This is a genomic window from Streptococcus sp. SR1 (genome assembly GCF_000526075.1).
Taxonomy (GTDB): domain Bacteria; phylum Bacillota; class Bacilli; order Lactobacillales; family Streptococcaceae; genus Streptococcus; species Streptococcus halitosis.
The window spans coordinates 1-13981 of sequence record NZ_JATR01000001.1; the positions used below are offsets into that span (position 1 = coordinate 1).

Here is a 13981-nt window from a genome sequence, read left to right on the forward strand (position 1 = left end):
CGCCGTTCCGATAGGCTCGGTGTATTCAGGAATTTCAACAGTAGGAGCTTCCTCTTGCCCCGCCGTTCCGATAGGTTCGGTGTATTCAGGAATTGTCACTGTAGGCGGTTCCTCTTGCCCTGCAGTCCCGATAGGCTCAGTGTGCTCAGGTTTCTCTACAGTAGGAGCTGGTTCGTCCCCCTTGCTTGTAGTTGGTTGCTTCTCATCAACCTTCTTCTCATCTTTTTTAGTAAAGACAGCTACGACAGGACTACTTGTGGTAGTTCCTTGAATGGCATAAGCTTCAATCGCTTTTCCAGTTTGTCGATCAGTAGCCTCAGGGATTGGGATTTGAACTTGATTGTCTTGGATTGATAGCACGGTCTGATCCCCACTTGTAACCAGATGCGTTTCGTCCACTTTGCGCAATACTAGAGGATCTTTGACACCTGAGAAGGTCACTGCGATGGCTTCCCAGTCTCCAGATGGTAGGCTTAAGGAAATGGTTTTGTCGTTTTCCTTAAGAGGCGCGATGCTTGGACTATCTAGACCAACAGCAGGGGCTTTGATGATATCAAAGGAGTCTAGAGAGATTTTCTTGCGACCTTCTGGCGAATCTGGGTCAACTTGTAATGTCAGGGTGTGCGGACCGTCAGTAAGGTTTGTAAATTCGCCAATAAAAGCTCTCTTTTCAGTTGCACCTGAAGTGTAGAAGTCTAGACTTGGCATTTCTTTGCCATCTAGTGTAACACGTGCTCGTCCAAGGGCAAGGCTCTTCAAGCCATAAATACGAATGCCCGTCCCTGTAAAGGAAATAGTTGCCTGAGCTTCTGAAGCTGCACTAGAGTCGCTGTTGTTAATATCAGCGTATTTTTCCGTACCACCGTAGAGTTCAGGGTCAGACCAGTCCTTAAACTGGGAACCATATTGGATGCGCGAATCACGATCATCCATTTTTTCAATCGTGTTGCCTGTTCCTGATAGGATCTTGAAGTAGTCTAATGAAATTTTCGAGCGCTCACTACCACGTCCTTTGTGCTCACGTTTAACACGAAGAGTCAATGTGTGAGGTCCGTCAGATAATCCTGTGAAGCGACCAATGAGACTACCTTTTTCAGTTGCTCCAGCAGTATGGAAGTCAAGCTCGCCGACCTCTTTGCCATCAATTTTAGCAGTGGCAAGACCTAGTTCAGACGATTTCAGTCCATAGATTTCGATACCAACGCCAGTGAAAGGAATGGTGGCAGTGAGATCTTCGTCTGTGTAGTCTCCTTTTGAAAGGTCAGCAAATTTCTCTGTTCCTCCAAATAATTCTGAGTCTGCCCAGTTTCCAAAGGCAGCTCCGTACTGGATGCGGCTGTCTCGGTCGTCCATCAACTCGCTATAGGTTTCGACAGTGGCCTGTTCAGAAACTTGTGTGGCAAGCTCGCCCAGCATCGCCTTGACCGTATAGGTATAGGCATGTTGAGGATTGAGTGATCGGTCGATAAAGTGGGTTTGATTGGTTACAAATTCTCTGGTCGCAGAAGTTTGGCCAGATGCGTCTTTCACTTGCCTTTGGATGACATAGTGGGTAGCGCCTTCTACTTGGTTAAAGGTGAGTTCAGCAGTGACTCCATTTTGTCGAACGGCTGTCAGACTGGTTACACGACCAGGGAAGTGTTCAAAGGTAATGACGTCACCTTTTTGTGTTGCCAGTTGGATGCGATTGTTTTTGAGAATCGTTGCCTTGACTGGTTTGCCATTGACCTTGATTTGGCTGGCTTCGATATTTGGATAATCTACAACCAAGTCTCCACCGACATTTGAAAGGAAGGACAAGCTTTGCAGGTTTTTATCTTTCCACTTCATGCTGACTTCAAAGTTTCCTCGAGCAACCAAGCCAGAAACCTGACCGTCTTTCCAGGCATCTGGAAGAGCTGGTAATGGTGCAATATAGCCAGTATGTGATTGGAGGAGCATTTCTGCCATCCCACTGGTTGCCCCAAAGTTGCCGTCGATTTGGAAAGGCGCGTGGGTATCCCAAAGGTTTTCTAGGGTTGAATACTTGAGCTGTTCAGCGAGCAAGCGATGGGCACGGTTACCGTCCAGCAAACGAGCCCAGAGGTTGATTTTATTTGCCTTAGACCAACCTGTACCACCATCTCCACGGTGGTTGAGGGTAGCACGCGCAGCTTCTAGGTATTCAGCTTGGTCCTTGCTAAAGAGCGTACCTGGGAAGAGACCAACTAGATGGGAAACGTGACGGTGGTTGTTTTCAATCCCTTCATTTGTGAATTGTGGGCTGTCTTCTTCGTACCATTCCTTGATGCGTCCCTCTTTGTTAATGTGAAGGGGGTTGAGTTTGTCAAATTTAGCCTTGACCTCTGTGACTAAGTCTTGGTCGACATTCAGATGGTTGGCTACTTCCATATAGTCGTGGAATAGCTGCCAGACTAGCGATTGGTCAAAGGTATTTCCGATGGTAATGGTCCCGTGTTCAGGTGAGTAGGATGGAGAAGACACCCAACGGTCGCTTTCTTTGTCGTAGTGCAAGAAGGAGTTCCAGAACTTAGCTGTTTCCTTGAGCATTGGATAAATCTTTTCTTTGAGATAAGTCTCATCCTTGGTGAACTTGTAGTAATCATAGACGTTTTGCATCATCCAAGCGTTAGCAGCTGGAGACCAACCCCAATAGTAATTCCAGCCTGGAGTAGTCCAGCCAAATGGTGTCGCCTGGGTGTGGACAAGCCAACCATTTTCTTGACCGTCTTTGGATTCGATGCCAGCGTATTCCTTGGCAGCGATACGGCCATAATAGCGCATGTCGTCAATGTAATTAATCATTGGCTTGGCTGTTTCAGCTAGATTGCTCATATAGGCAGGCCAGTAGTTCATTTGCAAATTGACATTGAGGTGGTAGTCAGCGTTCCAAGGTGGATTGTCTACAGCATTCCAGACTCCTTGTAGGTTTGCAGGAAGGGCATCTGTCCGATCACGAGAAGAACTGATGAGTAAATAACGTCCGTATTGGAAGAAGAGTTCTTCCAATTTTTGCCCTTTTTCTGGGTTATAGCTTTGAAGGGCCTCTTTTGTCGTTTGAGCAGTCTTGTTTCCGCCTAGGTTTAGTTTAACGCGGTTAAAGAGACTTTGATAGTCCTTGATATGGGTCTTTTTAAGTGTCTCGTAGTCTTTGGCCTTAGCAGCTTCGACAATCCCTTTAACTGTTTTTTCGAGGTCAATGTCTTTTCGATAGTTGGTTTTAGGATTTTGAGCAAAGTTTGTTTTGGCGCTGAGGTAGAGGGTTGCATAACTTGCGCCTGTAACGGTTAGTGTCTCATTCTGAACAGTAACTGTTCCATCCGTTTTAATTCCTAGATAGGATGCAAATTTGAGGCCGTTATCTTTAACAGTTCCCTTTAGAAGGATTCCGTTTGCATCTGTAGTGACATGACCATTCTTATAGTTGGAATATTCCCAAGAGTAGTTGCCATTAGCAAGCAAGTCTTCTGTCAAACTGTTCCAAAGGGTAAAGTCAAGTGTCTTGTTTCCTTTTTTAGTCAAGTGGGTCACAGTGACATCATCAGGATAACTGGAGAAGGTTTCGCGTTTGAAGGTCGTCCCATCTTGGGTGTAAGAAGTGGTCGTAGTGGCTTCAGTGATATCCAGATTACGGTGATAATCAGTTACAGTGTCTAGTCCTTTCTTCTGGTTATTAAAGACCATGAAGATATCTCCAAAGGCTAGGTAACGTCCATACTGGGCGTTGTTTGGTCCAACTAGATTTTGTTCAGCGAGTTGTTTAGCTTTTTGGCGGTCACCAGCTTCGAGGGCTTTACGTATCTCTGCTAAGACCTTGTAGCGATCCTTGTAGTTTCCTCCGTTATAGTCGGTGCTATCGGGTTGTGGTCCTCCTGACCAGAGGGTCTTTTCGTTGTACTGGATTCTCTCTTCGCCAATTAGGCCAAATACCTTGGCTCCCATCTCTCCGTTTCCGACAGGAAGGGCTTGCTTTTCCCATCCGTCATAGGAGGGAGCTGTTGGCTGATCGTAGTTGAGTTGATAGTTCTCTTGCTTTGTCACCGGCTGATCTGCTTTTTCAGGTTCCTTCTTTTCTTTAGATTCTACAACGGCTTCTTCACTAGCTTGACTATTTGTCTTCTGAGCCTCCTCAGCTGGCTTGCTTTCGGAAACTACGGGATTCTCGGCTAGAGACGGATTTGTAGTTTCAGTAGCTTCAGCTGCTTTGGGTTCGCTATCAGGCTTAGTGATAGCTTCGACAGAGGTTGGTTCAGTTTGCTTGACCTCAACACTGTCTGCGGCTACAGTGTGGTTGACTAGAAAAACAGCTCCCAGTAAAACAGAAGCAGTCCCAACCGTCAGCTTGCGGATGCTATAGCGACAGGATTTCTCCCAAAAGTGTTTTTTCATAAAACCCTCCTTTGTGTATTCGAAACCGCTTACATTTTATGAAGCAGTTTCGTTTATTTTGTTTCTATTTATCTCCTTACCTCCCATTCTAATGGTCGTTTAGCATTTGTCAAGAGCTTTTTAGCAAGATACATATTTGCTGCTGTTTTTTCTAAAAAAAGTAGAAACTTAAGGAAGAAGATCCTCTTTTCCAACTATCAACTAGATCGTTTACTACTAAAAAACAGTTGAGAGTATTCCCAACTGTAGGTGTTTATTTCGGATGTCTTTTGGCAAAGTCAACAAAGTGAAATTTTTCTAATTTATGGCGACTTTCGGTGAACTGAAATTGGCGCCCGTCTTGGAGATAGACTTTTGACTTGATTGAAACGACATAAGGGTCTTTGCCAATGTCCATGAGAATCTTGTCTCGGTCACTCGTGTGGTCAATAGTAATTTCTTTCTGAGCATAATCAATATGGAGTTTGAGGTCGTCCTCTATATACGAGTAGATAGACTGCTCAGCGATTTGGCGAGTGAGATTTGGGATTAGTTCCATATCCAGATAGTCCGTATCCAGAACCGATACCAGGTCATCCACCACACGCTGGCGGACTACCTTCCACACCATCCGAAACTCTGGAAAGCCGGTTATCAGTGAGGATTTCTTATTGATAATGATCTTATCCAGACTGACCACATTGGTCTTAGAGCGCAGTCCAAGTTCCTGTACCAGTTCTTGGTAGCTGGTTAGGTTAGAGACGGGGAAATTGACGGTTTCTTCTTTGACGACTTGAGAACCTTGCCCCCTTATCTTCTTAATCAATCCTTCCTCTTGGAGGAGGGACAGAGCTTTTCGAACGGTGTCACGGCTCACCTGATACTGATTCATGAGATCGTGCTCGCTAGGGAGGAAATCTCCGACAGCGTAAGTCTCGTTTTGAATAGTTTTTTGGATTTGCTTAAATAATTGTTGGTATTTCTTCATCTTGCTTCCTTAAATAGGTTTTGAGTCTTATTCTATACAAACTTGTATCTATTTTACCATACAAGTGCTAGAAAATTTACAAAAATATCCTCTTTTTACAACAAACAAGTTGCCTACAAGTTTGGTATCGTTTACAATAGTCTTATCAAATAAAACTTGCTTTGACGAGTATAAGGAGAATCAAATGGGAAAATTTGAACAAGAAGCCAAAGATCTGCTTCAGGCGATCGGAGGTAAGGAGAATGTCACTGTTGTCACCCACTGTGCGACACGGATGCGCTTTGTTCTCGGTGACGAAAAGAAGGCCAATGTTAAGGCTATCGAGTCGATTCCAGCCGTCAAAGGGACCTTTACAAATGCGGGTCAATTTCAGGTGATTATCGGGAATGACGTACCGATTTTTTATAATGATTTTACAGCTGTTTCAGGTATTGAGGGTGTTTCTAAAGAAGCAGCCAAGTCAGCAGCTAAGAGCAATCAAAACCTGGTCCAACGTGTTATGACCACTCTGGCGGAAATCTTTACACCGATTATTCCAGCCTTGATTGTCGGAGGATTAATCCTCGGTTTCCGTAATGTCTTGGAAGGTGTGCATTGGTCGATGTTGGATGGTAAGACCATCACAGAATCCTCTCAGTTTTGGTCAGGGGTTAATCACTTCCTCTGGTTGCCTGGTGAAGCAATCTTCCAGTTCTTACCAGTAGGGATTACCTGGTCTGTCTCTCGTAAGATGGGAACCAGCCAAATCTTGGGAATTGTTCTCGGGATCTGTTTGGTTTCACCTCAGTTGCTCAATGCCTATGCAGTAGCTTCAACACCTGCATCAGAAATCGCAGCCAACTGGGTATGGAATTTTGGCTACTTTACTGTTAATCGTATCGGTTACCAGGCTCAAGTTATCCCAGCCTTGCTTGCAGGTTTGAGTCTGTCTTATCTTGAAATTTTCTGGCGCAAGCATATCCCAGAAGTGATTTCGATGATTTTTGTACCTTTCTTGTCATTGATTCCAGCTTTGATTTTGGCTCATACTGTATTGGGGCCAATCGGTTGGACAATCGGGCAAGGACTCTCATCAGTTGTCTTGGCAGGTTTGACGGGTCCAGTTAAATGGCTCTTCGGTGCGATTTTTGGTGCCCTCTACGCTCCATTTGTCATCACAGGTTTGCACCATATGACCAATGCCATCGATACACAATTGATTGCGGATGCTGGCGGGACTGCCCTCTGGCCAATGATTGCTCTTTCAAATATTGCCCAAGGTTCTGCTGTATTTGCCTATTATTTCATGCATCGTCATGATGAGCGTGAGGCTCAGATTTCACTTCCCGCAACCATTTCAGCCTATCTCGGTGTTACAGAACCAGCCCTCTTTGGGGTCAATGTCAAATACATCTATCCATTTGTAGCTGGGATGATTGGTTCAGCCCTTGCAGGCATGTTGTCCGTTACATTCAATGTAACTGCGGCTTCTATCGGTATCGGAGGTTTGCCAGGTATCCTCTCTATTCAACCACAATACATGCTGCCGTTTGCAGGAACCATGCTAGTTGCTATTATTGTACCAATGCTATTGACTTTCTTCTTCCGTAAGGCAGGCCTCTTTACAAAAACTGAGGACGATACAGCCTTGCAAGCAGAATTCGTTGCCCAAGAAGAGGCAGAATTTGTCAGTCATGAACCAGTAACCCTTGCTCCAGTAGAGATTGTCAGCCCACTTACAGGTCAGGTGAAAGAATTGAGTCAAGCGACAGACCCTGTTTTTGCATCAGGCGTCATGGGACAAGGTCTAGTCATTGAACCAAGCCAAGGTGAGTTGACTTCTCCAGTCAATGGGACAGTGACGGTTCTTTTCCCTACTAAGCATGCTATCGGTATTGTCTCTGATGAGGGGGTGGAATTGCTCATCCACATCGGTATGGATACAGTAGGTCTTGATGGCAAAGGTTTTGAAAGTCTTGTAGCCCAAGGAGACCATGTCACAGTTGGTCAGAAATTGATTCGTTTTGATATAGATGCTATTAAGGCTGCGGGTCTCGTGACAGAAACTCCAGTTATCATCACTAACCAAGATGCTTATACAGCGACTATCACTGGAACTTATCCAACAACTATCCAAGCTGGCGAAGCTCTCATGGTCGCTACACGAATCTAATTAAAATAATAAAACAGGGAAGGAACAGAGGTTCCTCCCTTTTATCAGAAAAGGAGAAATAGATGACACTTGATAAAGGAAAAGTAGTCTATCAAATCTATCCAAAATCATATAAAGACACCACTGGAAATGGTATTGGGGATTTCCGTGGGATTATCGAAAAAATTCCCTATCTAGCCAAACTGGGCGTGGATATGGTCTGGCTCAATCCATTTTATCCAAGCCCCCAACGGGATAATGGTTACGATATTTCAGATTATATGTCAGTAGATCCTCTTTTTGGTGATATGGCTGATTTTGAAGAGATGGTACGTGTCGGTAAAGAGCACAAGATTGACTTTATGTTAGATATGGTGCTCAATCATTGCTCGACAGAACACGAATGGTTTCAGAAAGCCCTAGCTGGCGACCAGTACTACCAAGACTTTTTCTTCATCCAAGACCAACCGACAGACTGGCAGTCTAAGTTTGGTGGCTCTGCCTGGGCACCTTTCGGGAATACGGGGAAATATTATCTCCACCTCTTTGATGAGACCCAGGCTGACCTTAATTGGCGCAATCCTAATGTCCGTAAGGAACTTTTCAAGGTTGTTAATTTTTGGCGTGATAAGGGAGTTAAAGGTTTCCGATTTGATGTGATCAATTTGATCGGCAAGGATGAGGTCTTAGTGGATTGTCCTGAAAATGAAGGAAAGCCAGCTTACACAGACAAGCCCATCGTTCATGACTATTTGCGCATGATGAACCAAGCCACTTTTGGATCAGACGATAGCTTTATGACAGTTGGGGAAATGTCCTCTACAACCATGGAAAACTGTGTCCTCTATTCTTCGCCTGAACGTCAGGAATTATCCATGACCTTTAATTTCCATCATCTCAAGGTGGACTACAAGGATGGGCAGAAGTGGACTTTAGCTCCCTTTGATTTCGAAGAGTTGAAAGGTCTTTACCATAGCTGGGGCAAGGAAATGAGTGACAAAAACGGCTGGAGTGCCCTCTTTTGGAACAATCACGACCAACCACGAGCCTTGAATCGTTTTGTCGATATTCAACATTTCCGCAATGAAGGGGCGACTATGCTGGCTGCCAGCATTCACCTGTCACGTGGGACACCTTATATCTACATGGGTGAGGAAATCGGAATGATTGACCCAGACTATGATTCCATGGCTGATTATGTGGATGTCGAGTCCATCAATGCTTATCAGATGCTCTTAAAAGAAGGGAAAAGTGAGCAAGAAGCCTTCCAGATTATTCAGGCTAAGTCACGAGATAATTCACGCATTCCCATGCAGTGGGATGCTTCAGAAAATGCTGGCTTCACAAAAGGGACTCCTTGGCTGAAGGCAGGGAAATCCTACCCACACATTAACGTAGAAAATGACATCCAAGGACCAATTTTCACCTTCTACCAAAACTTGATTCGACTTCGTAAGGAAATGCCGATCATTTCAGAAGGAAGCTACAAACCAGCCTTTGAAGACAGTAAGCAAGTCTATGCCTTTGAACGTCAGTATGAGGATGAAACATTACTGGTCCTCAATAACTTTTATGCCACAGAAGTGGAAATCGACTTGCCAGTGGTCTACCAGAAAGGACAGATTCTGATTTCAAACTATGAAGATGTAGAAGTATCAGAAAAAATTCTTCTGAAACCTTATCAAACACTAGCTATTTATGTAAAATAAACGCAGCAAGGAGCTCTCTTTCATCGAAATGAGGAGCTCCTTTTTTGTCGCCTATTGCCCTTTGTGAAAGCGTAAAACAAACTAGTCAGGAAAGTCACTTTGTGGTATAATATAGAAGACTCAAAAAGAAACAGGAGAAAAAGAATGGACTTACTTTTAGCAATTGTCTTGATTGTGCTAGCTTTTCTAGGAGGAGCTCTTGGAGGGATGTACTTGGTTCGTAAGCAAATCGAAAAAGAATTTGCGGACAACCCACGTTTGAACGCTGAGGCAGTTCGTGCTCTTTTGAGCGCAAATGGTCAAAAGCCAAGCGAAGCCAAGGTACAACAAGTTTACCACCAAATCATCCGCCAACAAAAAGCAGCCCTTGCTAACAATAAAAAGAAATAAATAGGAAAAGTCTGGGATGAAAGTTCCAGACTTCTCACTATGTTCAATAGTTCTCAAGGATAAGACTTTTTCCTTGCATTCTATTGATATTTGATTATGATTAAGAGAGGCGGTTGCCATTCTATGAAGCTGTCTATCCCTTCATTTAGGAAGAGTAATCATGATGAACTATCAATCAGAAAAAAGACTAGAAAGAAGACTGTATGGATAATCGACCAATTGGTTTTTTGGATTCGGGTGTCGGGGGCTTGACCGTTGTTCGTGAGCTCATGCGCCAGCTTCCCCATGAAGAAATCGTCTATATTGGAGATTCGGCACGGGCGCCCTATGGTCCCCGTCCTGCTGAGCAAATCCGTGAATATACTTGGCAGTTGGTCAACTTTCTTTTGACCAAGGATGTTAAGATGATTGTCATTGCTTGTAATACTGCGACTGCGGTCGTCTGGGAAGAGATCAAGGCCCAACTAGATATTCCTGTCCTAGGTGTGATTTTGCCAGGAGCTTCGGCAGCCATCAAGTCCAGTCAAGGCGGGAAAATCGGAGTCATTGGAACTCCCATGACGGTACAATCAGACATCTACCGTCAGAAAATCCATGATTTGGATCCGGATTTACAGGTGGAGAGTTTGGCCTGTCCCAAGTTTGCCCCCTTGGTCGAGTCTGGTGCCCTGTCAACCAGTGTAACCAAGAAAGTGGTCTATGAAACCCTGCGTCCCTTGGTCGGGAAGGTGGATAGCTTGATTTTGGGTTGTACCCATTATCCGCTCCTTCGCCCCATCATCCAGAATGTCATGGGACCAAAGGTTCAGCTGATCGATAGTGGGGCAGAGTGTGTACGGGATATCTCAGTCTTACTCAATTATTTTGAAATCAATCGTAGCCGAGATGCTGGACCACTTCAACATCGTTTTTACACAACAGCCAGCAGCCAAAGTTTTGCCCAAATTGGAGCAGAATGGCTGGAAAAAGAGATTCATGTGGAGCATGTAACATTATGACAAACAAGATTTATGAATACAAGGACGACCAGGACTGGTATGTCGGCGTCTGGGATGTCTATGGAGGCATCTACAGCCTCATCAAAGATCCTCTTGAGCTCGATTTTATGGATTTGGCGCGGATTTTTCGTGATGAGGAAAATGGCTTTCCGATTACGATAACGGTGATGCGCTGGTCTTCCAACTTCCGTTTACTCTCTTTTATCGTTGAGATTTTAAATGCCGAAGCAGGACGCAACTTGGAAGTCATCCAACGTCAGGGAGCCCTGCTCTTGGTTGAAAATGGACAACTCCTGCATGTAGAATTGCCTAAAGAAGGGGTCAATGTTCAAGACTTCTTTGAAACTAGTAAGGTTAGAGAAACCTTGTTGATTGCGACTCGAAACGAAGGCAAGACCAAGGAATTCCGTGCCATCTTTGATAAACTAGGCTATGATGTGGAAAATCTCAATGACTATCCTGACCTGCCTGAAGTAGCAGAAACAGGCATGACCTTTGAAGAAAATGCTAGACTTAAGGCCGAAACCATTTCCCAATTAACAGGCAAGATGGTGCTAGCAGATGACTCAGGTCTCAAAGTCGATGTCCTCGGCGGTTTGCCAGGAGTCTGGTCAGCCCGTTTCGCAGGTGTGGGAGCGACAGACCGAGAAAACAATGCCAAACTCTTGCACGAATTGGCCATGGTCTTTGAACTCAAGGACCGTTCGGCACAATTCCACACAACCCTGGTTGTAGCTAGTCCAAACAAGGAAAGTTTGGTGGTTGAAGCTGACTGGCCAGGTTATATCAATTTTGAACCCAAGGGTGAAAATGGTTTTGGCTATGATCCCCTTTTCCTTGTGGGAGAGACAGGCAAGTCAGCAGCTGAATTAACCCTTGAAGAAAAAAATAGCCAATCCCACCGTGCCTTAGCCGTTAAGAAACTTTTGGAGGTATTTCCATCATGGCAAAGCAAACCATCATTGTAATGAGTGACTCCCATGGCGATAGCTTGATTGTCGAAGAAATTCGTGACCGCTATCTGGGTAAAGTCGATGCCATTTTTCACGATGGTGACTCAGAACTCCGCCCCGATTCTCCGCTCTGGGAGGGCATTCATGTCGTCAAAGGAAATATGGACTTTTATGCCGGCTACCCAGAACGTTTGGTGACTCAACTTGGTCCGACCAAGATCATCCAGACGCATGGACACTTGTTTGATATCAATTTCAACTTTCAAAAGTTGGACTACTGGGCTCAGGAAGAAGATGCCGATATCTGTCTCTATGGTCACTTGCATGTGCCAAATGCTTGGATGGAAGGAAAGACGCTCTTTCTCAATCCAGGCTCCATTAGCCAACCACGAGGAACCATCAGAGAATGCCTCTATGCCCGTGTAGAGATTGATGACAGCTATTTCAAAGTAGACTTTTTGACACGTGATCATGAGGTTTATCCAGGCTTGTCCAAGGAGTTTGCTCGATGATTGCCAAGGAATTTGAAGCATTTTTACTGGAGCAGGAAGAGACTTTTCTTACCCCTGCTGACAATCTAGCAGCCTTGATTGATACCCACAATGCTGATCATGCGATTTTGGTTCTGAGCCAAATCACCTATACCCGTATCCCTGTTGTGACTTTTGACAAACGCTTTGTTGGAACCATTGGTCTGAGAGACATTTTGGCTTATCAAATGGAGCAAGGTTTGACAGATGAGCAGATGGCAACGACAGATATCGTCAATATGACCAAGACAGATGTGGCAGTCGTCGCTCCAGACTATAACATCACTGAAGTCCTCCATAAACTGGTGGATGAACCTTTCTTGCCAGTCGTAGATGATGAAGGAATTTTTCAAGGAATCATCACGCGCAAGTCTATCCTCAAGGCCGTCAATGCTCTCTTACATGACTTTAGTAAGGAATATGAGATTCGATGCAAATGAGAGATAGGATTTCAGACTTTTTAGAGGGAAAGCAGGGTTTGTCTGCCAATTCCAAGCAGTCCTATAAGTATGATCTGGAGCAATTTTTAGACATTGTAGGTGAGCGGATCTCTGAAACTAGTCTCAAGATTTACCAAGCCCAGCTAGCCAATCTAAAAATCAGCGCCCAGAAGCGAAAACTTTCGGCCTGTAACCAATTTCTCTACTTTCTCTATCAAAAAGGGGAGGTGGACAGTTTTTACCGTCTGGAATTAGCCAAGCAAGCTGAAAAGAAGACTGAAAAACCAGAGATTCTAAACTTAGACTCTTTTTGGCAGGAAAGTAATTATTCAGAAGGACGCTTGCTGGCGCTTCTTATCTTGGAAATGGGCTTGTTACCAAGTGAGATTTTATCCCTCAAGATTGCGGATATCAATCTTGATTTTCAGGTGTTGAGAATCAACAAGGCTTCCCAACAGAGGATTGTTACCATTCCCACGACCTTGATTTCAGAATTGGAACCCTTGATGGGGCAGACCTATCTTTTTGAAAGGGGAGGGAAAGCCTATTCTCGTCAGTGGGCCTTTCGTCAGCTAGAATCTTTTGTCAAGGAGAAAGGTTTCCCAACCTTATCAGCCCAAGCCTTGCGGGAACAGTTCATTCTAAGACAAATAGAAAACAAGGTCGATTTGTACGAAATTGCAAAAAAATTAGGATTAAAAACAGTTCTGACCTTAGAAAAATATAGATAATGGATATTAAATTAAAAGATTTTGAAGGGCCCCTGGACTTGCTCTTGCACCTAGTCTCAAAGTATCAGATGGATATTTACGATGTGCCTATCACAGAAGTCATCGAACAGTATCTAGCCTATGTCTCAACCCTGCAGGCTATGCGTCTGGAAGTGACTGGCGAGTACATGGTCATGGCCAGTCAGCTCATGCTGATTAAGAGTCGCAAGCTCTTGCCAAAGGTAGCAGAAGTGACAGACTTGGAGGATGACCTGGAGCAGGACCTTCTCTCCCAAATCGAAGAATACCGCAAATTCAAACTCTTGGGTGAGCACTTGGAGGCTAAGCACCAAGATCGGGCCCAGTACTATTCTAAAGCGCCTACTGAGTTGATCTACGAAGATGCGGAGCTTGTGCATGATAGGACGACCATCGACCTCTTTTTGGCTTTTTCCAATATCCTAGCCAAGAAAAAAGAGGAATTCGCTCAGAATCACACGACCATCTTGCGGGATGAGTATAAGATTGAGGATATGATGGTTATCGTAAAAGAGTCCTTGGCTGGACGAGACCAGTTGCGTTTGCAGGATTTGTTCAAGGAAGCCCAAAATATCCAAGAGGTCATTACCCTCTTTTTGGCAACCCTAGAGTTAATCAAAACCCAAGAACTGATCCTTGTTCAAGAGGAGAGTTTCGGAGATATCTATCTCATGGAAAAGAAGGAAGAAAGTCAAGAGGCACAAAGCTAGACTTGATAGAGAGGA

At 44.5% G+C, this 13981-nt stretch carries 11 protein-coding genes; 9 read left to right on the forward strand and 2 right to left on the reverse strand.

The features are described 5' to 3' along the window. Positions 1–4389 (reverse strand): SIALI-17 repeat-containing surface protein (locus HMPREF1518_RS10450; protein ID WP_081730761.1); only part of this gene is annotated, 4389 nt, incomplete at its 3' end. Between the two features lie 253 nt (positions 4390–4642). Next, positions 4643–5356, reverse strand: a complete 714-nt coding sequence (gene treR / locus HMPREF1518_RS00010) for a trehalose operon repressor (RefSeq protein ID WP_033583375.1) — start codon at positions 5354–5356, stop codon at positions 4643–4645. 184 nt (positions 5357–5540) lie between these two features. Between treR and treP the strand changes: the two genes are divergently transcribed. From treP to HMPREF1518_RS00055, 9 genes are all read left to right on the forward strand, one after another. Continuing rightward, positions 5541–7508 carry a PTS system trehalose-specific EIIBC component gene (gene treP / locus HMPREF1518_RS00015; protein WP_033583377.1) on the forward strand — a complete coding sequence of 656 codons (1968 nt, stop codon included), beginning with the start codon at positions 5541–5543 and terminating at the stop codon, positions 7506–7508. A 62-nt stretch (positions 7509–7570) separates the two neighbouring features. Beyond that, entirely contained in the window at positions 7571–9196 is a 1626-nt protein-coding gene (gene treC, locus HMPREF1518_RS00020; RefSeq protein WP_033583378.1) for an alpha,alpha-phosphotrehalase, read from the forward strand. 144 nt (positions 9197–9340) lie between these two features. Continuing rightward, complete coding sequence (locus HMPREF1518_RS00025; RefSeq protein WP_000364986.1) at positions 9341–9586, forward strand: YneF family protein; 246 nt, start codon at positions 9341–9343, stop codon at positions 9584–9586. Between the two features lie 203 nt (positions 9587–9789). Beyond that, a complete protein-coding gene (racE, locus tag HMPREF1518_RS00030) occupies positions 9790–10584 on the forward strand; it encodes a glutamate racemase (RefSeq protein ID WP_033583381.1) in 795 nt (264 codons plus the stop codon). Further along, complete coding sequence (locus HMPREF1518_RS00035; RefSeq protein WP_000182434.1) at positions 10581–11552, forward strand: nucleoside-triphosphate diphosphatase; 972 nt, start codon at positions 10581–10583, stop codon at positions 11550–11552. Before racE ends, HMPREF1518_RS00035 begins: the two co-directional genes overlap by 4 nt. After that, on the forward strand, positions 11528–12049 hold the full coding sequence (locus tag HMPREF1518_RS00040; RefSeq protein WP_001118939.1) for a metallophosphoesterase: 522 nt from the start codon (positions 11528–11530) through the stop codon (positions 12047–12049). The genes HMPREF1518_RS00035 and HMPREF1518_RS00040 overlap by 25 nt, the downstream gene beginning before the upstream one ends. Next, positions 12046–12507: a cyclic-di-AMP-binding protein CbpB gene (gene cbpB, locus HMPREF1518_RS00045; RefSeq protein ID WP_000560692.1), complete on the forward strand. Its 462-nt coding sequence runs from the start codon at positions 12046–12048 to the stop codon at positions 12505–12507. The genes HMPREF1518_RS00040 and cbpB overlap by 4 nt, the downstream gene beginning before the upstream one ends. After that, positions 12504–13238, forward strand: coding sequence for a site-specific tyrosine recombinase XerD (xerD, locus tag HMPREF1518_RS00050; RefSeq protein WP_277619899.1), 735 nt, complete (start codon positions 12504–12506; stop codon positions 13236–13238). The genes cbpB and xerD overlap by 4 nt, the downstream gene beginning before the upstream one ends. Then, positions 13238–13966: a segregation/condensation protein A gene (locus HMPREF1518_RS00055; protein WP_000351892.1), complete on the forward strand. Its 729-nt coding sequence runs from the start codon at positions 13238–13240 to the stop codon at positions 13964–13966. The genes xerD and HMPREF1518_RS00055 overlap by 1 nt, the downstream gene beginning before the upstream one ends. Positions 13967–13981: the final 15 nt, after the last annotated feature.

Coding starts and splice junctions, on each gene's coding strand:
- treR (WP_033583375.1), bottom strand. CDS start 5,356: ATGAAGAAATACCAACAATTATTTAAGCAAATCCAAAAAACTATTCAA.
- treP (WP_033583377.1), top strand. CDS start 5,541: ATGGGAAAATTTGAACAAGAAGCCAAAGATCTGCTTCAGGCGATCGGA.
- treC (WP_033583378.1), top strand. CDS start 7,571: ATGACACTTGATAAAGGAAAAGTAGTCTATCAAATCTATCCAAAATCA.
- HMPREF1518_RS00025 (WP_000364986.1), top strand. CDS start 9,341: ATGGACTTACTTTTAGCAATTGTCTTGATTGTGCTAGCTTTTCTAGGA.
- racE (WP_033583381.1), top strand. CDS start 9,790: ATGGATAATCGACCAATTGGTTTTTTGGATTCGGGTGTCGGGGGCTTG.
- HMPREF1518_RS00035 (WP_000182434.1), top strand. CDS start 10,581: ATGACAAACAAGATTTATGAATACAAGGACGACCAGGACTGGTATGTC.
- HMPREF1518_RS00040 (WP_001118939.1), top strand. CDS start 11,528: ATGGCAAAGCAAACCATCATTGTAATGAGTGACTCCCATGGCGATAGC.
- cbpB (WP_000560692.1), top strand. CDS start 12,046: ATGATTGCCAAGGAATTTGAAGCATTTTTACTGGAGCAGGAAGAGACT.
- xerD (WP_277619899.1), top strand. CDS start 12,504: ATGAGAGATAGGATTTCAGACTTTTTAGAGGGAAAGCAGGGTTTGTCT.
- HMPREF1518_RS00055 (WP_000351892.1), top strand. CDS start 13,238: ATGGATATTAAATTAAAAGATTTTGAAGGGCCCCTGGACTTGCTCTTG.